The sequence below is a fragment of the Galbibacter kalidii genome (assembly GCF_026241135.1).
Taxonomy (GTDB): domain Bacteria; phylum Bacteroidota; class Bacteroidia; order Flavobacteriales; family Flavobacteriaceae; genus Galbibacter.
The window spans coordinates 450,293-473,053 of record NZ_JAPFGA010000001.1 but is presented as its reverse complement, the minus strand read 5'-3'; the positions used below and the strand labels follow the sequence as shown (position 1 = coordinate 473,053).

General features: G+C 42.4%; 11 protein-coding genes. All 11 read right to left on the bottom strand.

What is annotated here, in order from left to right:
• Window positions 1-59 precede the first annotated feature (59 nt).
• Entirely contained in the window at window positions 60-1,502 is a 1,443-nt protein-coding gene (locus tag OOZ15_RS01825; RefSeq protein ID WP_265954000.1) for a TlpA family protein disulfide reductase, read from the bottom strand.
• A gap of 193 nt (window positions 1,503-1,695) precedes the next feature.
• Complete coding sequence (locus tag OOZ15_RS01820) at window positions 1,696-4,068, bottom strand: glycoside hydrolase family 2 TIM barrel-domain containing protein (protein ID WP_265953999.1); 2,373 nt, start codon at window positions 4,066-4,068, stop codon at window positions 1,696-1,698.
• Between the two features lie 132 nt (window positions 4,069-4,200).
• Window positions 4,201-5,949 carry a RagB/SusD family nutrient uptake outer membrane protein gene (locus tag OOZ15_RS01815; protein ID WP_265953998.1) on the bottom strand — a complete coding sequence of 583 codons (1,749 nt, stop codon included), beginning with the start codon at window positions 5,947-5,949 and terminating at the stop codon, window positions 4,201-4,203.
• Window positions 5,950-5,977: 28 nt separating this feature from the next.
• The gene (locus tag OOZ15_RS01810; RefSeq protein WP_265953997.1) at window positions 5,978-9,019 is read right to left on the bottom strand and encodes a SusC/RagA family TonB-linked outer membrane protein; all 3,042 of its coding nucleotides are present in this window, start codon (window positions 9,017-9,019) and stop codon (window positions 5,978-5,980) included.
• A 453-nt stretch (window positions 9,020-9,472) separates the two neighbouring features.
• Complete coding sequence (locus tag OOZ15_RS01805; RefSeq protein WP_265953996.1) at window positions 9,473-10,999, bottom strand: family 43 glycosylhydrolase; 1,527 nt, start codon at window positions 10,997-10,999, stop codon at window positions 9,473-9,475.
• A 79-nt stretch (window positions 11,000-11,078) separates the two neighbouring features.
• A complete protein-coding gene (locus OOZ15_RS01800; protein ID WP_265953995.1) occupies window positions 11,079-11,423 on the bottom strand; it encodes a glycoside hydrolase family 97 C-terminal domain-containing protein in 345 nt (114 codons plus the stop codon).
• 94 nt (window positions 11,424-11,517) lie between these two features.
• Window positions 11,518-12,501, bottom strand: coding sequence for a family 43 glycosylhydrolase (locus OOZ15_RS01795; RefSeq protein ID WP_265953994.1), 984 nt, complete (start codon window positions 12,499-12,501; stop codon window positions 11,518-11,520).
• Window positions 12,502-12,543: 42 nt separating this feature from the next.
• On the bottom strand, window positions 12,544-13,956 hold the full coding sequence (locus OOZ15_RS01790) for a glycosyl hydrolase family 28 protein (RefSeq protein ID WP_265953993.1): 1,413 nt from the start codon (window positions 13,954-13,956) through the stop codon (window positions 12,544-12,546).
• Window positions 13,957-14,055: 99 nt separating this feature from the next.
• Window positions 14,056-14,382, bottom strand: coding sequence for a glycoside hydrolase family 97 C-terminal domain-containing protein (locus OOZ15_RS01785; RefSeq protein ID WP_265954080.1), 327 nt, complete (start codon window positions 14,380-14,382; stop codon window positions 14,056-14,058).
• 36 nt (window positions 14,383-14,418) lie between these two features.
• Complete coding sequence (locus OOZ15_RS01780) at window positions 14,419-15,963, bottom strand: glycoside hydrolase family 97 N-terminal domain-containing protein (RefSeq protein ID WP_265953992.1); 1,545 nt, start codon at window positions 15,961-15,963, stop codon at window positions 14,419-14,421.
• Window positions 15,964-16,242: 279 nt separating this feature from the next.
• Window positions 16,243-22,716, bottom strand: coding sequence for a LamG-like jellyroll fold domain-containing protein (locus OOZ15_RS01775; RefSeq protein ID WP_265953991.1), 6,474 nt, complete (start codon window positions 22,714-22,716; stop codon window positions 16,243-16,245).
• Window positions 22,717-22,761: the final 45 nt, after the last annotated feature.

Here is a 22,761-nt window from a genome sequence, read left to right as displayed (position 1 = left end):
CACATCTTTTTGCAATATTCGAGATGGCAAAAGGTTCGACCATAATCCAATGTATATCGTCATTCAATTTTCATTTTATCTGTTTTCAATTGGTCAAGGACTTTTCTAAAAGTAACTGGATCAGTTGGGCGCGGGCCCTTATATAAGGACAATTCACCTTTGCTGTTAAAAAACAGGTATCGAGGAATACCCTCAGTGGTGCCAAAAAAATCATTATACATTTTCAAATCATCGCCAGTGACCAAGTACTGATTTACCATTAACCCCAACTTCTGCTTCTCCCTGGATGTTTGTTTCCACTTACCAATGTCTTTTTCTTGATCAATTGAAATATAGATCCACGCTATCCCTTCCTTTACGATTTGTTCCTTAAATTCTTTTGCCTCTTCCATATCCATAAGGCAAGCCCAGCACCAACTGGCCCAATTATCCACCACGATGGTACTAGTTTTGTGTTTTTCTAAAATTGTCCCTAGTGACGTAGTTTTATCATCCAATCCCATCAACCGTATGCTTTTAATACTGTCTGGTAATGGATTTTTTAATGAAAGTAGCCTATTATTAATTTTATCCAGCTTTCTTAAAAAAGCGGTATCTTTTACTGATTTTCTTACTGTTTTTACATATTTTTTTAACAAATTAATATTATTGGGCAAAAGGTTTCTATAATAGTCCTCCAACAAGGCAGTATAAGCATATTCACGCACCCGGCCGTTTAATCCGCGTGTAATTTCCTCAAAATGCCTTTCAAATTCATCGCCCCCTTCATACCCTCTATAAGATTGGGTGACGTAGTATCCTAAATACTTGTGAAGTGCCAATGTGGCTGTCCGAATTTTCAAAATGCTGTTATCATCAAAGTCTTCTACTTGTAAATCTTCAAGGTACTCTTTACCGACCGAATGAAGTTCTTCGATTGGGATTTTTGAAAGCGGTACGGTCAGTTCATATAAGTATCTGTATTTAAATATTTTACTAACGTAATCAACAAATTCCAAGGACACTTTATTATCTAATGCATACTCTTTCAGGAAATCTTTTCTCTCCTGAAAACTGCGTTCACAACTTTCTTTATATAGGAAGATGTCCCCAGAAAACTTTTGATATCTACTAATATTTTTTTTTTGTTTTCTAAAAAAATTGTAATGTGGAGCCTTGTTTCCCTCAAATCCAAAAGAGATATCTTCCCCATCATTTAAAGTCTCTATCTTGATCGTATCATTGTTCGTAACAAAGACATCAATGGAGACCCCTGATTTTTGAATAGAGACCACTCCATGTTTCATTCCCGGAATTTCAAAAGTAATGAAGCCCATGGAATCCTTCGATGCCCTGAATATCTCAAAATTAGGGGCAAAATAAACATTTAGTGATAAATTGGCTATGGAATCGACGCTGGTAAAAACAACAGTGCATTGTTCTTTGTCACCGGTGTGGTTTTTTTCATTATTACAGCCACAGAGTGTTAAAAATAAAATAATAAAAAGAGAATATTTGTTCATAATATATGATTAAGTACAATTAAAAGGCTAATCCAAAAGTAACAAAGCAATAACTTTATGTGAAACCAATCAGTCCCAAATTCAACTTTCCGTTAAGGACTTTTGCGTGTTTAGAGCTTAGAACGGATTTTTTGCCACCAGAGCAAAAACTTTGTAAGAAGGGATTGTATATATCTTTTTATATGAATTGCTTTTATTCTGTTGTTATTTGTAAGATAGCATCAGGCAACCTCTCGGACTTTACTATTACTTGTATAGCTCCTTTTGAACGACCTGATTGAACCGTAAGCAAAGCTTTTCCGAAATAGGTCTGTATTGAGTTTGGGGTAAAGGAATCTCGCAGATCGCCGTTGTCTAACCCTAACAATCTACCGTTTCCAAGTCCAAGTACTTCAACCGTAATTGTTCGGTCGGCATCAGGAACTACAATGCCTTTCTTATCTACAATCCTGATTGCAATGTGAGATAGGTCCTGACCATCAGCGGCGATCTGTGTGCGATCTGCAGACAGCAAAATTTGTGCAGGTTCTCCGGCAGTTTTTAGTTCATAGTTCGTCACTTCCCGACCTGCCTTGTAACCTCTGGCCACAATGCGGCCTTCATTATAAGGAACATGCCATACAATAGTGTTATTCGAGTAATCGGAAGTATTTCGGAACCCCAGGGATTTGTCATTCAAGACCAATTCTACGCTATCGCAATTGGTGGTAGTTTGAACCAGGATGATACGTCCTTTATATTGAGGGAAGTTCCAGTGGTCGGCCAAAAAAGGCCAACTCCAGTGAGGTTTTCCGGGATCTATATCCAATGACTGATCGGCCACTGCAATTCTCACCATGGGCTCATCGTTCCAGACGGAGCGATGAAATGCAGCGGCAGGTTTTTCAAACATGCAGACATCAAAAAGACCATTCACCCGCCCCATACTGGGCCATCTTTTGCTTTCACCCATGTAATCAACCCCGGGCCAAAGGAACTGACCAAAAACAAAGTCATTGTTCGCTACATCATACCATGGATTAACAGGGTCAAAAGCTCTGAACTTATTTTTTCTATTGCGATAATAACAGAAGGCTTCAGATACATACATAATTCGATCGGAAAATTGTCTTTTTTCATCCTTCAACCAGGGCTCCTGATAATTGTAACCAACCACGTCCAGACTTTGAGCAAAACCATTTGCATTATGCCTTCTCTCCTGATCTGGCCGAAGTCCTGCCGTAACCAACCGACTGGGATCCAGGTCATAGACATAATCCCTTAGCATAATGGCACGCTCGGTGCCTTCTCCGGTTGTATCGAACTGCTCACCTGTTTCATTTCCGATACTCCAAAGTACTATAGATGGATGATTGCGGTCCCGCAAGACCATGGCATCCATGTCCCCCTGCCACCACTCATCAAAATATTTCGCATAATACCCGCCTTTCCATTTATCAAATGCCTCATCGATCACCACAAAGCCCAGGCTATCACACATATCTAAAAATTCAGACGTTGGCGGATTGTGTGAGCACCTGATAGCGTTGACGCCATATTCTTTGAGTATTTGAAGCCTTCGCAGGTAAGATCTGTCGGGTACTGCTGTGCCTAATGACCCTGCATCCGGGTGGAGGTTCATGCCTTTCATTTTGATATTCTCTCCATTGAGGAAGAACCCTTTATCTGCATCGAACCTGATCTCTCTAACACCAAACGTGCTCTTGTATTGATCAACTGCTTTGCCGTTCACCTTTACGGTGGTTTCCATAGCATATAAGTTTGGCGCTTTGATTGACCAAAGCTGAGGATCCTTGAGCATTAGGGATTGTTGCAGTGTCTCCTGCTTCGATGCCCCTACCTGAAGCTTTGACTTCTCTACTGCTACCTTCTTTCCCTGCTTGTCAATGATCTGGTTTTCCACCAAAACTTCTACCGGACTTTGACTACTGTTCTCAATGGTGGTAGCTATGTTGACCTGTGCTTCCTTTTCTGAAATCTCCGGAGTGGTGATGTAGGTACCCCATGTGGCGACATGTACCGGATCGGTCACTTTTAGCCAGACATGTCTGTAGATCCCTGAACCTGAATACCAACGTGATGAAGGAGCATCGCTATGGTCTACTCTCACGGCAATCGTATTCTCTCCTCCGTAGTTTAAGTAGGGAGTTAAGTCATATTCGAATGTGGTATAGCCATAAGGGTGAAACCCTAAATGTTCACCATTGATATAAACATCACTTTGATGATAAACCCCGTCAAATTGAATGACAACTTTCTTTCCTTCATCACTTTTGGGCAATTGAAATCCTTTACGATACCAGCCAATGCCTCCCGGTAAATAGCCCATTGCTCCTGCCATCCAACCTTTACCGGCATTTTCCTTTGACACGGGTTGCTTTATGCTCCAGTCATGCGGCAGCTGAACTTCCTGCCAATTGCTATCATCAAAATTGGCATTTTTGGCTTCTGTGATGTCTTGAAGTAAGAACTTCCAATCAAAATCAAAATTATGGGTCGCTTTTGGGCTTTGTGCTATGCTCAAGTAAGATAACGTCAAGAAAAAAGTTGTGAATATATATTTCATCTGTTTAAAAAAGTTTTTGGTCATTTCAGATTATTCATTTTTACTTTTTTTTCAAATATAATAAAACAAAAACAGGCCGCACGATTAAGATACGACCTGTTTTTATACGATAATGTTAAAACCTAATCATCTTTAATATCCCGGGTTTTGCTCTAATTCCGTATCCGTATTTCTTTCAATTTCGGCAAAAGGTATGGGCCAGAGGTTATAACGCTGTTCAGCAGATTGTGCATAAAATGGATTACATTTTATAATTCTATCATACCATTTTCCCAAACGCATTAGCGTAAACATTCTTTTTTCCTCAATACCGAACTCACGCATTCTCTCATCCAAAATAAAATCTATATCTACTTGCGAGGATGAAATAGCAGAGGCATTCGATCTTGCCCGAACCACATTAATATCCGCAGCTGCACTAGTTAAATCGCCATTTCCTAGATAGGCTTCTGCGCGTAGCAAGTAGGTTCCTGCCAAACGGAAAAGATATTCATCCCTAAATGTACCGGCAGCACTATGCTTCAACAGGTCAGGATACTCTGTGCTTCCTTCGTATAAATTTGAAGGGTGATTGCCAATGGTTGTAGCTTTTGTTTGAAAGGGATACATCGCACGATTGAAAACATCACCGGAAACCAAATCGGCTCCGCTGAAACCTTTAGCGCCTTCCGGTATATCGTCAAAATCAATCAATGTACCAACCGGATACAAATCATTACCTGGTCTGGTAACTTCAAATTTCCTCACAAAATTATGATTGGCATTTCTAATGTCGTTAGTAAAATCTGATGGGTCACCGGCTTGGTAAGCATTGTGTACAAAGTAGTCTGAAGGTGCAAGAAATCCTACCCCTCTTCCACCACTGGTGTAATCGGATGCTGGCCAATAAGCCATTGCCAGTAAATTTCCATCTGAATCCGGCAAACGGACATCGCGAATCAATGGCTCATGTACCCTTTCCAGGTTATAAACACTATTAAATGGCCAGCCACTAATAGTGGTGTCACCGGCACCACCGGGAGTATCGTCCTCAATTTGCATCACCAAAATGCTTTCTGTATTACCAGCGCTCCTATTTTGATTGTTTTTACGGAATAAATCCCAATATACATCTCCGGGCGTTTCACTTTGCCTGCTACCAAAACGGCTTGTCATTAAAGCTGTAGCCGGGTCATTAATAACATCTGAAGCAGCAGCTATGGCCTTATCATAGTTGCCATTGGTATTATACACCTCTGCTAATAAGTGCTTTGCGGCAAGGTTACTAACTTCTCCGTCTTTTACTTCTGTAATTCCTTTTAAGTTCTCACCGGCAAAAATCAAGTCTTCTATACACAGGGCATACACTTGCTCTCGAGTTGCCCGTACATAATCTGTTTTAGGAGAAGTCACCTCTTCTGCCAAAATGGGTACGCCCCCAAAAAGATAGGCCAAACGACTATAAGCATAAGCCCTGAAAAACTTAGCCCTTGCTTCAAATATTTTAGCTTCTTCTTCTTTTAAATCCGAAAATTCAAGCCTGCTGATAATGGTATTTGCCTCTGATACCACTTTATACCAACTATTCCAATGATTGGTCGGCATACCTCCTGTAGGCGCCAATTCCCCATCTAAATTCGGTGGGTTGGAGGAGGGTACAAATAAACCTATATCTGTGCGATAAGAATATTCAAAAGGTGTGGTTTCATTACGGGTAAATAACATATCCCGCACCAAAAAGTATAAGTTATTGGTAGAGGATTCAAAACCTGCACTGGAATTAAACGCATTGGCAGAGCTTAAAAAATCCAATGGCTCTTCTTCTAAAAAGTCCTTTTCGCAGGAGTTGCTTGTAAATACAAGGACTCCCAATATTAAAATTAATTTTATATTTTTCATCATAATACGATTTTTCATTACTTAATAAGCATTAAAAAGATACTCGAAGCCCTAAGGTTATCGGGCGCATAACGGGCCTTCCAAAGGCTGAACTTGAGCCGGTTTCCGGATCCAATCCGTCCCATTTTGTCCATGTATATACATTTTTTGCACTTGCATAAAGCATAAGTTGTGATACTTTAAACTTATTCAACACACTTGCGGGCAGGTTGTAGGACAAAGAAATATCCTGTAAGCGGACAAAACTTCTGGATTCATACATTGACGGAACAACCGTAGGATTACTACCCGATATGTTCCTGGGATATTTGCCGTCCGGATTGCTTGGAGACCAATAGTCTATACCGTGTAATTGATTTTCACGGATCGTATTGTCATTCCGGGAAAAATACACCAGCGAATTTCCCAGATAACCGTCTTTTCCTCCCTGGACGCTATTGATTAAAAAGCTTAATCCCAGCCCTTTGTACGAAAAGCTATTATAGATGCTAAAACTATATGCCGGTTCGGTTCTTCCCAATATTTTCCGGTCATTCTCTGCTTCAAATTCACCATCTCCATTCAAATCTTCCACTCGCAATGTTCCGGGATAAAACCCTTCCGGAATTTCATCGTCCAATTGATAAATATCCCCGGCCTGGTAACTGTAAATGGTCCCGATGGATTCACCAATAAATAAACCACTGGCTATTAAATCGTCTTCTTTGCCATCTCCATCAACATCTTTACCGAGCAAACTCTCTATCTTATTGGTGTTACGCCAAATATTACCCGTTATTGACCAATTAAAATCATTATTAGCAAGAACATAATAGGTCAAGGAAGCCTCCAAGCCGGTATTATTGATTTTTCCCAAATTTGTTGCTATAGAAGAAAAACCGGTTAAAGAAGGTATGTTCACATTATACAATAAATCATTTGTGTCGTTGTTGTAATATTCCAATGTCCCACTCAGTCTATTATTTAGTGCTGCAAAATCCACCGCAAGGTTTAATCCGGTTGTACGTTCCCATTTCAGATCCGGATTGGCCAATGAGTTTACTTGTTGGCCAAAAGCAGTAGTTCCCCCATCACCAAATACATACGCTGCCCTGGTAGATACACGGGCCAATGAAGAATACCTACTGGTCTGGTTACCGATAGTACCATAACTTGCCCTAAATTTTAAATAATCTACCGCATTCAGATTTTTAATAAAACCTTCCTCTGATACTACCCAACCTACAGAAGCGGAAGGGAAAACACCATATTTATTATTTTCGGAAAAACCGGAAAAACCATCCCTCCTAACGGTAGCAGTAAGCAGATATTTATCTGCAAAGTTGTAACTTAACCTCCCCATTTGGTATTCTAAAGATTCTGACCAGGCATTAGACCTGACGGTATAAATATTACCACTTTCCAGACTATTGTAGCCCAAGTCCAACCTATCAAATCCCTTTCCTTCAGAATAGGTCCCTTCAGATTTCCTTTCTATGGCCCCATAGAGACCGGTCAAAGTAAATTTGTGCTGACCAAACTCACGTTCATAAGTTATAATATTATCAAAAGTATAGTCGTAATACTGGTTATTTTCCTTATACGCCAAACCATCTAAACCTGCATCAAATTCGCTGGCATAATAATGTTGGCCTTGTCTTAAATTATGCCCGTAATTGATCCGGTATTTCAACCCTTTGATAAAAGGTACTTTTAATTCGGCATAGATATTGGCAAAATAATATTGAACCCTATCATGGTCATCTACATGATTAGACAGTAAAGGGTTAAGTTGCACATTATCAAATGGATTGGTAACAATCTCCCCATTTTCGTCATACGGAGCCACCAAAGGAGCCATACGAACCAACCCGGTCAGGTTAGGTTCTGCACCATCCTGGTTTACAAAAGAACCGGAAGACACCAGACCTATTTTTAGAAAGTTTGTTGGAGAAGCCTCCAAATTGGCCCTCAGGGTCTTTCTGCTAAATTCATCCGCTTTAATAAAGTTTTGCTGTTTTAACGTACTGGCAGAAAATAAATAGGAAAGCGTGTCTTTTATCCCTCCGGATACACTTAAATTATGCTCCTGAATAAACGGACTAGCTGTCCCCTCCTTAACCCAGTCAAAATCATGAGGTAGGAGTTCCGTTCTGTCGGCATTTACCATAGAAGCATCTGCCACCTCCCGCGGATCGTAATCGGGATTGGGGGTAGTATATTCCGGAGCCAAAAAGGCTAAGTCCCAGTTTTCAAATTTAAGTTCTTCCAAATACTCTGCACGGTTTAAAGTACGATATTTTTTCGTGGGGCTTTGGAGCGTATAGGCAGTGGAATAGGACACTCTTGGCGCACCGGTAAGCCCTCTCTTGGTGGTAATGAGTAATACCCCGTTGGCTCCCTGGGCCCCATAGACTGCCGTTGAACTGGCATCTTTTAAAATTTCCATAGATGCAATATCATCCGGATTGATGGAAGACAAGGATCCATTATACTGGATACCATCCAATACAATCAATACATTCTGCGAACCACTAAGGGAAGACCTGCCCCGTATTTGGATATTAGGTGTACCACCTGCCCTGGTAGACACACCTACATTAACACCGGCAGCAGTCCCCTGTAATATCTGCCCGATATTTGTATTGGGTGAATTTTCCACCGATTCTACATCAACACTCACGACCGAACCGGTAACTTCGGTCTTCTTTTGGGTACCAAACCCTATCACGACCACCTCATCCAAGGCCTCTGCATTTTCTTTAAGGCCAACACTAATTGTTGACTTGCCATTAACGTTAACTTCCATGTTAGTAAACCCTACAAAGGAGAATACAAGAACAGCATTGGCAGGATCATTGACCTTTATTTCATAATTCCCGTCAAAGTCGGTTACTACACCATTAGAAGTTCCTTTCACTATAACTGCTGCTCCCGGAAGCGGCATATTGTCTGTCTCAGAAATCACAGTCCCCTTCACAATAAAATCTTGTGCAGGATCAACAAATAATCCGGAGCCGGCATACATAGAAGTGATGCCACCCCAGCATGAGAATAATAAAATAATCCTCATTTTAATCAAAAAGTGTCTCATAAAATAATGTTTATTTAGGTTAGTTTTCTCCCATAATTGTATAAACCTTATGGGTTAAATTGTGTAAAAACATATCACTGCTAACAGCCAATGATTTCTACCTTACAATTGTATTAAGAAAACGTTTTCGGAAGTATAAACTATGGTTCTATTCTGATAAATTATGACCTATTTTACCGTCAATATGATAATTTTTAAGCCTTTATATTAACAAGTCGTATAGTTGAAGGTGGTTTTGGTCTCAATGCAAAGTTTGCCCTGATTAATTTTTCATTATTATGCCCAAATTATTAGAGCCTGTTTAGGAATTTGTGATTAGAATTTTTATAGGGTATTTTTGATGCGGTACGAGGCAAAATTTTTAAGCATAGCCGTGTTACGGTTCAAAATTTTAACGAAATAACGCACAAAAAGGCGCATAAAAAAATAATAGGCAAATTCCTAAACAGGCTTTTAATCAATTCTCGAATAAACAAAATCCCGGAAGTTGACCGAACCTTCCCCTATCGAAACCAAACCAATCTTTAATGAAAGAAAGCCTCCAAAGGCAGTATGGTTGTAGCTATCCACTACAAACGATCGCTCAATTTTCTGCCATTCTTCTCCATCAGGGCTGTAATAAAAAGTAACTGTATTTCCTACATTTCGGATTTTCAGGTAGCCTGTTTGCCCCATCAGATTCGTGCCTGCGTTAAGCGGTTGACCTCTTCGGTATATTGTGAACTTTCCTTCGTTTACAACTAGCCCGGCATACATTGACTGGTCATAAAAGAGGACAAGTCCACCTTGGGTATCCCCAACCAACTCATAATTCACCTGTATTTCGTAAGATTCATCTGATGGCACACACAACAATGGAGCACTGTTACCGGGATTATCACCTTCAGCCCTGAATTGCAGCATTCCATCGCCCACCTGTACTCTTGACAGATCGTATTCCTTATAAAAAGTCCATTGCAGCCCCAGCTTATCTCCTTCAAACGTATCAGACAGGGAAAACATCTGGCCTCCATTTTCAACCACTTTTTTCCTGATGGGTAAGTTAGTTTGAATGTCCTCAGGAACTTTAAACCAACCCTCTTCTGTCCATTCGACCGGCTCCATTAATGTTTGTCTTCCCAACGTATAAAAGTCCCTTTCGTAAGCATGGTAAACGATCCACCAATTCTTTTCCCGGTCTTCTACAAGCGTGCCATGCCCTTTGGCATGCCATTTTTCATCTTTTGACCAGGTGTGCACAATGGGGTTATGAGGAGAATTTTCCCAGGGGCCAAGAGGCGATTTTGAGCGAGCAGACACCACCATGTGAGCTGTAGCCGGCCCAACTGTGCCTCCCTCGGCTACAGTAAGGTAAAAATAGCCATCTTTATAGGTTAATTTCGGGCTTTCCAGACATTTACAAGCTACATCCCAATCATCGGGAATATCCCAGCCGTCATAGGAATGAGACACTTCTTTACCCTTTGCTGACAACCCATCGTCAGACAATTCCACAACTTTTCCATAATTCATATGCAAGTAGCGTTTACCATCCAAATCTACTACATGTCCGGGATCAATTTGCCCGACCTTCAGATCGACCGGGTCACTCCATGGTCCCTTCGGACTGTCAGCAGTGATCACCCAATTGGTGCCTCCAGCCGGAAAATAAATGTAGTATTTGTCTTGGTACTTGAGAAATTCGGGTGCCCAAACTGAACCCACGTTTTTATGAAGGGCATGACAGACCGGCTCCCAGTTTACCAAATCTTTAGAATGCCAGATCAGTAATCCCGGATAATACTCAAAGGATGAGTGGGTCATGTAGTAATCGTCACCATCCCGGAATATGGATGGGTCTGGATAATCACCAGCTAAAATCGGGTTGGTGTAAGAACTATCCCTAACCTTCCCTGCTGAATGGATGAGAGTTGTTTCTGTTTGTGATAATAAGCATAGCGGCAAGAATATTAGTACTAAAAATATCGCCCTGTACATCATGATCATTTCTTTTATTTGTTATCGAACCCATTTAAACTTTTTCCAATTGGTTAAAAAAGTCTAAACGAGTTCATCGGTATCACTTGGAATATATAACCGCACCACCTTCCGGCAGTAGTATTAGTTTTACCTTTCCTTTCTTGCTTACTTTCAGTTTTTTAATACCTGCTGTGCGGTTTTCCTTGTCAAATATCAGGTTCACCTCCTGATTGGCCAGCATCGGCAGGGCTACCGTCAACTCCTTCTCTTGTTTTTCCCCATTCACCGCCACCACATACCAGTGTTCACCTTTTCTCCGAGCCATCACTATCTGCTTGCCTGGGTAGCCATCGATAAACACGGTTTCATCCCATGTGGTAGGTACCTTGCGAATAAAATCCAACACATATTCCGGTTGCTCCTCAAGATGGAGATTTTTAACCATTAAGGCATTAAGGTAATTAAGGCTGCTCTTAAGAATATCCTTAATGTCCCTTAACTTCTTAATGGTTATACTTTTGTTTCATCAACCGCCTCCCCTACAGTGCAAAATTTGCTGTTCCGCGAGGGATTACCTTCCTGATATTTCCTTCTGCATCGAAATTCAAACTATCAATAACCAATTCACGAAGTAACGACTCGCTATTGTCCCTGATCCGGTGATACAGGATATAGTCCTGGTCATTTTCTGTAAAAACAGTGTGGTGTCCGGGACCTAATGTGGTAGAATCCGCAGTAGTGGTAAGTATGGGGCTTTCCATTCCTTCTGTCCATGGGCCTAGGGGCGTATCACCGACAGAATACCTCACTTCATAGGTTCTATCGGTACATTTTCCGTTGGAATACATCAGGTAATATTTTCCGTTTCTCTTGACCATATAGGGCGCTTCGAAATAGTTTGGCGGGGTGACATCTTTTATATCCTCTTCATTGAAAGACACCATATCTTCTTCCAGCTTTACCACAAAGCAATGCCCGTTTACCCAATTGAGCCCTGAGCCCCAATATAAATAGGCCTGACCATCGTCATCGATAAATGCATCCCCATCAATCATGTGATATTCAGGAAACATATCGCCCCTAATCAATGGAGTACCATCGGCTTTGGCATTTTTCCAGGGTCCTAGCGGGTGGTCTGCCACACCAACCCAAAGTTCATTGTGTACGGTTACATACATGTAAAATTTCCCGTCTTTGCCTTTAATCACACCCGGAGCCCACACTTTGTCTTTCCGTGATGTGGGGCTGGTACAGTCTTTCAGGTTCGGCCACTGAATATGCTTTCGTTCCCAGTTTTTAAAGTCCGTGGATTCCAGCACCACAAGCTCTTCCCCACCCCAGGGGTCGACCGTAGCGTAGATGTAATACTTGCCGTCATGCTTTACAAAGGAAGGATCTGCACAGGATATTTCTGAAACAGGATTGCTGATTAGTTCAGGAGTTTTCTCTGACTCTTCTACCTCTTTGGCTTGCTTCTTTTTACAACTTGATAATCCTGTCAGAAGCGCAAATGTGCCAATCATGATAAGGGTTTTTGATGTATTCATAATCTTCATTATACTACTTTATTTTTTGAACTTTATATTTTCCACAAAATCCCCGATGATAATATCGCCTTGCTCTGCTGATATGATCTTTTCACCATTAATCTTCACATTTTCCAATGTTACACCATTGACATTCCGGTCTTCATTGAATCCTTTTATCTGAGAAGGATGAAGACCAGAGCCATTGTAACTAATGTCTTTGAAATGAATGTTCTCAATTGATCTTCCTGATTTAGTGTTGTATTTCGGGTTATTCAACACACGCAAATCAAACAAGCGTCCCTCCTGGATATCTTCTATTCGGATGTTTTCATAAGTCACATTTCGCACCAGATTGTTATCAGCCGCAATTATAGCCATAGTGCCCAGACAGCACGGGTCATCTTCATCATGCTCCAGAATGTCAATATTAGAGAATGTGATATTTTCAATCGTATCCCCTTCATTTTCGGTATTTCCATGGGCTCCTATATTGGTCGGATGGGCAATATCTGCCCAAAGGGTGGAATTGGTGATCTTATAGTTTCTTGCATCGCCATAGAAATCCCAACGATGTGCATAAATAGCGATACAATCATCTGAGTTCCTCATGAAGACACCATCGATCTCTACATCGGAACAACTCATCAGGTCAATACCATCCGTCCACGGTCCACAACTGAATGAGGTAATATTCCTGATCTTTAGCCCCTTTGACTCTCCACCGTAAACAGTATAGTGTTTGGGATTGACGACATGAATCCCGTCGATTTCCACATTTTCCGAATGCCGGATCTCCACACCGCGCTCGGGATTTAAGATCATACCCCGGCCAATGATACGCACGTCTTTCACCTTATCGCAAAGCAATTTCCCCTTGATGGCAGCCCCACCATGAATATACACCGTCTGGCCACTTTTGATCGAGAAGACATCTCCCGGCTTATCCGGCGCTTCGTGTACACCCGGGCCAAAATATACGACATTCGGGTCATTGGGATCCGGACGGCTTTCCTCAACTGGCTGGGCAAACAGGTGCAGATTGTGTAGCTTGTCCCCATCCACCTCGATGGAAATATTTCTGGGCCTGTCGAGGGAAAATTGTATGATATTCCCTTTCACTTCAGGAGTGATCTCATAAGACAATGGTCGAATAGCTACTGATCCCACTAAGCCATTGTTTTTCCTGATTTTCACTTCCACAGTCCCTGAAAAGTCAAAATAAACCATAGAAGCATTGGACTCTGTGTCCATATCTACTTTGACATTGTACTCATAAAGGTCTTTCCATTGCTCTCCCGGCTTTCTGACCTGCACGGTAAAATCATCATTGTGCATGGAATAAAAAAGTGCCTTGGGAACATCATAGGTAACAAGGCTGTCCTGCGGAAAAACCATGTCCACCGACATGAACCATACAAACACAACAATAATAAATGATAATTTTTTCATCGACTTAGAATACATTTTAATCTATTTATAAAATTTAAATTTACAGGTAAAACCCCATTCTTGGACAGGGACAGAACATACAGATTTTAATTACCATTCCTATCGCTCTCTTACCCATATCGCCACTCCCCCTGAAGCTTTCAGTGACAGTGTTATCTTTGATCTACTGGTCAGTTTTTTCTGTGTAAGCGATACCTGTGTACGAGTGTTAATTGATTCATCATCCTCGTAGATGGTGGCAACATACTTTTTGCCTTCTTCAAGAAAATCAAAATTCAACTCAACCTCTCGGGCGTCATTATTAGTGATTCCTCCAATGAACCAATCATCACCAGAGCGTCTTACCGTTATGATATACTCTCCTATCCGACCATCCAGCACTTTGGTATCATCCCATACGGTAGGTACCTTCTCGAAAAATTCAATCTCAGGTTCGCCCTCGTAATCGGAGGCTTTATCATATCAAAATAAGGTTTGCAACGGACTGTACATCACCACGGATAACGCCAACTGATGGGCGTGGGTGGTTTTGATCTGTGGGGAGTAGTAGCATACCGTATAATCACCCATTCCAGCTATTCCCCTGGTAAAGGGTAAGATTGTGTTATGCGTTGCATCGGGCATTTCTTCATTGCCGCGGATACCCTCTACGGTCATGATGTTGGGCCAAGTACGTTGTTCTCCAGTGACACGGAATTCATCGTGGATATTGACCATTAATTGATTTTCTGCAGCCCGCTGCACCGATTCATGTAGCCATTTGGTCCAACGATGTGAACCTACCTGAACGAATCCATATTTAACACCAACCACTCCCCATTCTTTATAAAGGGGGAACAACTCAAAATCCTGTTTAGACAAAGCCTGCTGATTCACATATAAGAAAGTGCCAATTCCTTTTTCATTCCCATACTCAATTACTTCTTTCAAGCTCATATCAATCTGCACCTCTTTCGCATCCGTATCCCAACCAAAATGTTCGCCATACCAGCAGCAATCGATTAATAAATACTGAAGATTATGTTCAACGGCAAAGTCTATCCATTCTTTAGAACCTTTATCCGTGAGGGACTTATCGCGAACTATTTTCCCGGGCTTGATCCATTCCGAAGTTTCGGGATCAATTTTGGAAGGAGCGTTCAGATTTAGTAAGATATCATTATTCTCGATCAGTTCCCCCGGAGTTTCTGCTGCCATGATTACCCGCCAGGGTGTACTAAAGTAAGGTACTTTATCCACTGACTCATAAAGTACAGTTTTCACGGTATTGGGTTTTTCCTTGGCCAGTTCAAATTTGGTTCTGACGAAATCTACCATAGCCACTTCTGCCAGACAGGCATACAATCCATTTTCCAGCTCCAAAGTCAAGGGCCTCTCACTTTCGGCCGGCCAGTCAGACAAAGGCATTTTGGTAAACGGTCCCTGAGCCCATGGCTCGAACCATGCTTGAGTACCTTCGGGAAAAGTGAATTCGGTATTTTCTTCGGTGATACGATAGTAGATGCCTGTTGGGTTGGTATGGAAATAATACCGGATCGCCACCCCTTCATTGTAAGCTCTTAACTGAATGTCCATTTTGTAGTTAACGCTGGCCTTTTGCTCGAATGACAGGATCAGTTCGTTGTAATTCTCCTGTATAACAGAACGTTCACCATAAACTGGTGTCCAGCTGGAATCTACTGAGTTTGTTCTGGTTTCTTTCAATACCAGCCCTTCCATCCACGGTCCTTCAGGCTTTTCCTTAATAGCCAACGCCCATTCGGAAAGGTGGTTGTCCAGAGAGATGGCTAACCGCGACTTTTTGATAAGCGTTTTTCCTTTATAATTGATTTGATACGTTATTTTACCGGTAGTAGCATCCCTGCTTATGTTCAACTCATAATTTTTGTCCGGTGAATAATTTTTTTGTTCAAAACGTTTTGTTTCCTGTGCAACAACCCCATAATTGATAATCACCCCGGTGAACAGGATTAATAAAAAGTATTTTCTGTATTTCGATTTGATCATCAATATTTTTATCAAGATTAAAAAATCAACTTGCTAAAACCATAATTCTCGAAAGCAAGTTGAGTTCGTAATACATCATTACAATTTTATAGAGAATGGTCAATAACAAATATGAATTATAACTCAATATAGATAAATTATGACTCAAATTTTGATCGAACAATATACATACTGACCTGACGGACATTCAAAATAGTTATTTTTTTTGATTATAAAAGGGAAGACCGAAATAATAATATTTACTATTCCAATCTTCCCTTTTTTATTATAACTCTCTTATCATTCCTTCACTATTTTCCTTATAATTTTCCTCTCTGTCTCTGTGCTTGTCAACGTAAGAACGTAAACCCCTTGCGGAACTGTACTTAAATCAATTTCGCACTCTTGCCCACTCACTTTTTCTGTCTTGATTAGTCTGCCAAAACTACTATGTACAGACAGGGTTGCATTCTTTAAAGGCTCTGCAAGCAAAATAGTAACCTTATCTAATACAGGATTTGGATAAACATATATATCCATAGATTCAATTCCTTCAGGATTATCTTCATTACTCTTTTCAGCCTGTATCCTCTTGGCCATACCGGATTCTGTTCCAGTAGGTTCCGTTCCAAATACCAATTGTCCCTGATAGTAAACCGTTATATGATCGTTTTCTGCAAACGGTGCTTTTGGCAAATAAGAATAGTCATCTGATTCATCGAATTTAGACCAATCAGTTTTGGTAATCCTATACTGAATTTCTCCAGTGTTACTTAACGGATATAGCGATCCAACTGCCGAATTCACTGAAATTTCAAAATAAGTATCTGCTCCTGAAAAGGCAGGATCAAGGGCTACAAACTGACCCGATATATTTGATTCATCCAAATCCGCATGGTCTATCCAATAGTTCAGATCGGCTTCACTGTCTTTTGTAAACCAATACCTGATACTCAAATCTTTATAATCTACCGGAACATTGCCCTCATTGACAAGCTTCAAGTAAGTCTTGATCGTACCGGTATCGGTATTCGCATTTTTATTTTCAGAAAATACTTTCAAACTCAAATCTGCATTAACCTGTGCTGGTTCTGTTCCCCATACCAGTTGTCCGTTCCTATACAGCGTAATCTGTTCATTCTCTATGTAGGAAGCATTGGATTGGAATGAATAATCATCAGTCTCATCAAAATTTGACCAGTCTTTATTGGCAAATCTCGATTGGATTGGTCCTGAGCCAGTACCCGGTAATAAATCGCCCAAAGAAGCGTCAAACTCATACTCGATATACCCAAGGGCACCTTCATGCGGTTCCGGAAGAGATACGTAGTTCATTGAGACCTTATTTCCACCCAGTTGGGCATAATCTATCCAGGTATTGATACCTGCAAAATTTTCTGCAGTAAACCAGTAGCGAACTGATATTTCACTATAGGCAACACCAATAGCGTCGTTGTTTTCAATTCGTAAATGAGGCTTTATGCTTTTGTTTGCTGTATTATTATGGTCACCATCTTTATGCAAGACCTTGAGATCTAGTGGCTGTACTGTGAAGGTTTGTACCACCGGATCAGCGGCACGATAAAGGCTATCACCGTCCTGGTGAGCAACAATATCCGTATTGCCAACCCCGGTGATATAAACCGTATCACCAACAACCTTAGCCACCAAAGAATCCGAACTGGTAAAGTATACCGGCAAATCAGAGGAAGCATGCGCTTTTACCGCAAAACCCGGATCACCTATTAGCTTCGACTCCAATGGATCAAAGCTAATGACCTGCTTTATCTTCATGGCTTCTGCTACCTCTTCGGCACTCAAGGCCCTGTTATAAATCTTAAAATTATCAATGGAGCCTTTCAGAAAAGGATCTTTTGAACCTCTCTGCGATCTACCTATGTTGTTGTTGGTCGTATTTCCCAAATTCGAAGCACCCCGGTCAAAAGTAGTTTCAGCTACGAACACCCCGTCTACATACATTTTAGCAGTACTACCACTTTGGGTCACAGCTATATGCGTCCAGGTATTTTCTTGCCAGGCATAATCGTATGCCAATTTCGAATTGGTGGAACCATCGCTATAAATGGCAAACCGGATAGTTTGTTTTCCGTCACTGGTCTCTCCCGTATTTGGAACCAAATACATGGTATTGCTAAGATTACTCCCTGAACCAATGTCAAAAATACGCGCCCATCTTGCAGGCTTCCCGTCAAAACGAACCCAGGTAGCAATGGTATAGTTTTCGGTAGCTGTCATCAAACCTTCAGGAAGGGCAACATAATCGTCACTGCCATCCAGAAGTAGGCCATTATCCTCTATGCCCTCAGACCAACTAGCCCCTCCGTGAACATTACCATCACTATCTGCCCACGAATCGGCTGCTGTTGTGCCACTTAGCTCATCCATCTTCAAGTAAGTTGTTTTACCTGACACGGAGCTTTTTACTTCTGCAGAATTGGCTGATTCTCCATTTTCATTCACTGCCGAAACCACATAATAATAAACCTCATCATCTGTAGGCGTGGCATCGCTAAATGATGTATCTGCTATACTGCCAACTGTTGTATACGGTCCACCACTTATGGCCGAACGTTTTACATTATAGCTGGTCACTTTTAATGATTCTGTCCAGTTTAAGGATACCTTTTGTCCATCACCGGTAACAGAGAGAATAGTCGTTGGAGTTGGAGGCAATACATCTCCTACCATGTCTGAAATCTCTGTTTCACTTAAGGCTCTATTATATATCCTGAAGTCATCGATGGAACCTTTCAGATAAGGATCCGGAGCATTCTGACCTTTACCTAAGTAGTTGTTGGTCGTGTTGCCCAAGTCTAAAGGTCGCTTGGTGAATCCTGTGCTGGAAGCTACTGCCCCTCCGTTGATATACATCGTAGCCGTATCGCCACTCAGGGTCACAGCTATATGCGTCCAAGTATCCGGTGTCCAAGTATAGTTATAGGATAACTTCGGATATCCACTTGTGGTCTTGACGGCAAACCGGATTCCTTCTCCGGAAGTCGATGTCCTTGGGGTTAGGAACATGGAATTGTTATTCTCGGTACCAAAGTCAAAAATGCGTGACCATACGGCTACTTCGTCCAACCGTACCCAGGTAGCTATGGTGAAATCCTCGGTAGTTTTCATCAAACCTTCAGGAAAGGTAACATAGTCGCCACTACCATCCAGGAGTACGCTGTTATCCGCTATGCCTTCAGACCAAGTCGTATCACCATGAAGTGTTCCATTTCCATCGGCCCACGAATCAGTAGCTATCATACCACTCGTTTCATCCATCTTCCAATAACCTGTTTTACCCGAAACAGTACTTTTTACCTCGGCCGAGTTGATTGACTCTCCATTTTTGTTCACGGAAGAAACCACATAGTAGTAAACCTTATCATCTGTAAGTGTGGCATCACTAAATGATGTACTTGTAACGCTTCCAATTGTCGTATACGGCCCACCACTTACGGCAGCACGTTTTACATTGTAGCTGGTCACTTTTATTGATTCTGCCCAGTTTAAGGATACCTGTTGTCCATCTCCGGTAACAGAAAGAATAGTCGTTGGCGTTGGAGGTACCAAATCTCCAACCAAATCTGAAATCTCCTCACCACTCAATGCCGTGTTATAGATTCTGAATTCGTCGATATCACCTTTCAGCATAGGATCATCGGACTTCTGTCCTCTTCCTAGGAAGTTATTGTTGGTATTTCCCAGATCTGAAGGTCGTTTATTAAAACCGGTACTCGAAGCTACTGGCTCTCCATTGAGGTACATCGTTGCTGTATCGCCACTCAGGGTCACAGCGATATGCGTCCAGGTATCCAGTGGCCAGGTATAGTTATAGGATAGCTTTGGATATCCACTTGTGGTCTTAATAGCAAACCGAATTCCTTCGCCTGAGGCTGATGTCTTCGGGACCAGAAACATGGAGTTGTCGTTATTGGTACCAAAGTCAAGAATGCGGGCCCATGTAGCCACTTCGTCTAACCGAACCCAGATAGCTATGGTAAAATCACCATTTATATCACTCATGATGTTATCCGGAAGGTCAACATACCCACTGCTGCTTCCATCAAAACTAACTGCATTATTGACTATACCGGAAGTCCAGCTTGCTCCACTTTGTAGGGTTCCATTGTTCAGTCCCCATGAATCGTTTGCTGTGGCACCCTCCATTTCATCAAAATTCCAGTAACCTAACTGTCCGGGAGTTGCACTTACTTCTTCGGAATCCTCTGATTCCCCAAGTTCGTTTATAGCAGATACCACATAATAATAAGTGGAAGAATGGGTTACCGTCGTGTCACTAAATGACGTGGTGTCCGGACTGGCAATGACTGTATAAGGTCCACCACTTACTTTCGCCCGCTTTACATTATAACTTGTCGCACTTAAGCTTTCATTCCAGAAAAGATTGATTTGCTGTCCGGATACCGACTCAGCGGTTACTTCTTCAGGTGCCAGTGCAATAGCTAATTCAGGCGCAGCACTTACCTCCAAAGAGTTGACACTCTCTCCGGAAAGGTTAGCAGCCGATACCACATAATAGTAGGTCGTCCCATTCTCCAGCCCATTATCTGTATACTGGGTGGCATTCAGGTTTGTAGCTACCACTTCATAGGGACCTCCACTAGTTGTAGAGCGCTTTAAGGTATAGCTGGAAGCACCGGTTACTTCATCCCAACCCAGCATGTTCTGAGTATTACCGGGTGAAGCTGTAAGGTTAGCAGGCGTTTCCGGTGTATTACTATCAAGTCCTGTGATAGCGACGTGATCATATCGTGTAGTATTCAATGAAGTAGTATTGCCGGAACTGTTGAAGAGCCCCACATAGACATCACCCCCCATTTCGATGGTACGGCTGCCTACTTCAAACCACACATCCTTGTTGTTGGATTCATACACGGTAAAGGTATTTCCTGTCCGGGAAATCCTGAACCAGATATTGGGGCGCCATGTATAGCGGTTTCCGCCTATCCATTCCATGTTTTCTCCTGTCCCGGTACGCGCACCCATTGCAGCTAAGCGCCAACCTCCATCCCCAATTTTCATCAGTACGGTTTTGGCATCGGGATCCAGGGATTCACGGATCATGATCCCTGTTTTTTGCACTCCTCCAAAGTCTGCTATCCTTGCGGTGAGCGTTACATCTCCTGAAGCGATCCCGTAGGTGAATCCCAGGGCATCGGAAGTTCCACCGACGATACCGGCTCCCTTGGTGATAAAGGTGTGTCCGGTATTGACCGCTGCATAGCTTGCCTCCCCTTCAATGCTCAGGTTGCCTATGTCTGCCCTGGTCCATCCCATTGGCAGCTCTTGTACCGCTTCCATAGGAGTGGCTGAGACCTCCACTGACTCTGGCCCATCACCGGCGTGGTTATTGGCAGAAACAACATAATAGTACGTCGTGCCGTTTTCCACATTGGTATCGGTATATCGCGGGTTCGTTCTACTTGTCCAAGAGGCCACGGTAGTGTAAGGTCCTCCGGGACTGGTGGCACGCTTAACGGTATATCCTTTGGTGTCCATGGCTTCAGCTGCATTCCAACTCAATTCCACTCTGCCAATACCTTCTTTTGCAATAAGACCTTGCGGCTGCCCGGGAGGTACTGTAAAGGCCAATGGGGAAGCGGCTGCATCCAGTGTAAAAGTGAGTGTACCATGACCCAACTGGTCACGGGTACTCTTGGCTGACCTCATGATTTGTGCCATGGCCTCCACATGGGGCGCTTCCATCCCCTGTTGCACCACATAATGATTGTAGACGATTTCCCAAACAGGTTGATCATGGTACTTTCCCAGTGCATTGCTGCTTATCCAGCGGTGCCTTCGATTGGAACAGCTGTTGTATTCTTCAAAAAATGGCGCTTCGAGTGAAAGCGCGCCGGTACGGGCTACATATTCCGCACCTTTTAAAAAGAGGTTGTCCTCATAGCCATACAGGTCTATTCCCTGGTTCCAGGCCATTTGGCAGGTATTCGCCATCAACCCGATACCCAGCAGGGCATGTGACTGGTCCCTTCCGGACTCCTGCCATTGCCCGAAGTTTCCCTGGACAAAGGGGACAGCGTTATGGATATTGCCGGCCCCTACCCCACTCTTGAAATACTCAATGCCTTCGTTGAAAATATCCCGGTCATCCACAAGGATACCGATGGCAAGCAGTGCAGAAACATTGTTTAGGTCCCAGTTTGCCCAATAATGCGTAGGGCAGGCACCGCGATGGTTGGTCAGGAAGTCGTGGCTTACTGGGTAGAAATACTCCTTCATCATGAACTTGAATTTCTCAAAGTCCTCCGGAGCCCAGCCCTCATAGAGTCTCATAATCTCCGCACCCATGGCCATCGCTGTAAAACCTATACCTCCCAGCCCCAATATATCCGTAGTTCCTCCTGAAGGTATTTGGTTAACGGTATTGGCGTAGGCCATGTATATGCTTATGGCCTTCTCTGCATGGGCTACGTCTCCGGAGATGTACCAGCGGAGCGCGTTTAGGTAAGCCGCCTGTGCGTCCCTGTTCATGTTCTGTCGCTGGTTGGCATTTTCCCTGACGCCACCAGATATACCATATGTGGCACTTGATTTCCCGTCGGAAACCAGCGCATTCCAGCCTTCTATCCAGGGGCTTTCCCCGGCAGTGACTTTTTCTTTCATGCGGTTGAGGTCCTCTAGGGTATGGAGGCCTCCCGGATGCATAAATTCTTGTGATAAGGCATTCCCTGCTAAGGCGAATAACAGTATCACTGTTAGTAGTTGTTTTTTCATAATCAAAGTGTTTTGGTTATAATTTTTTATTTAAAAACAGATAGT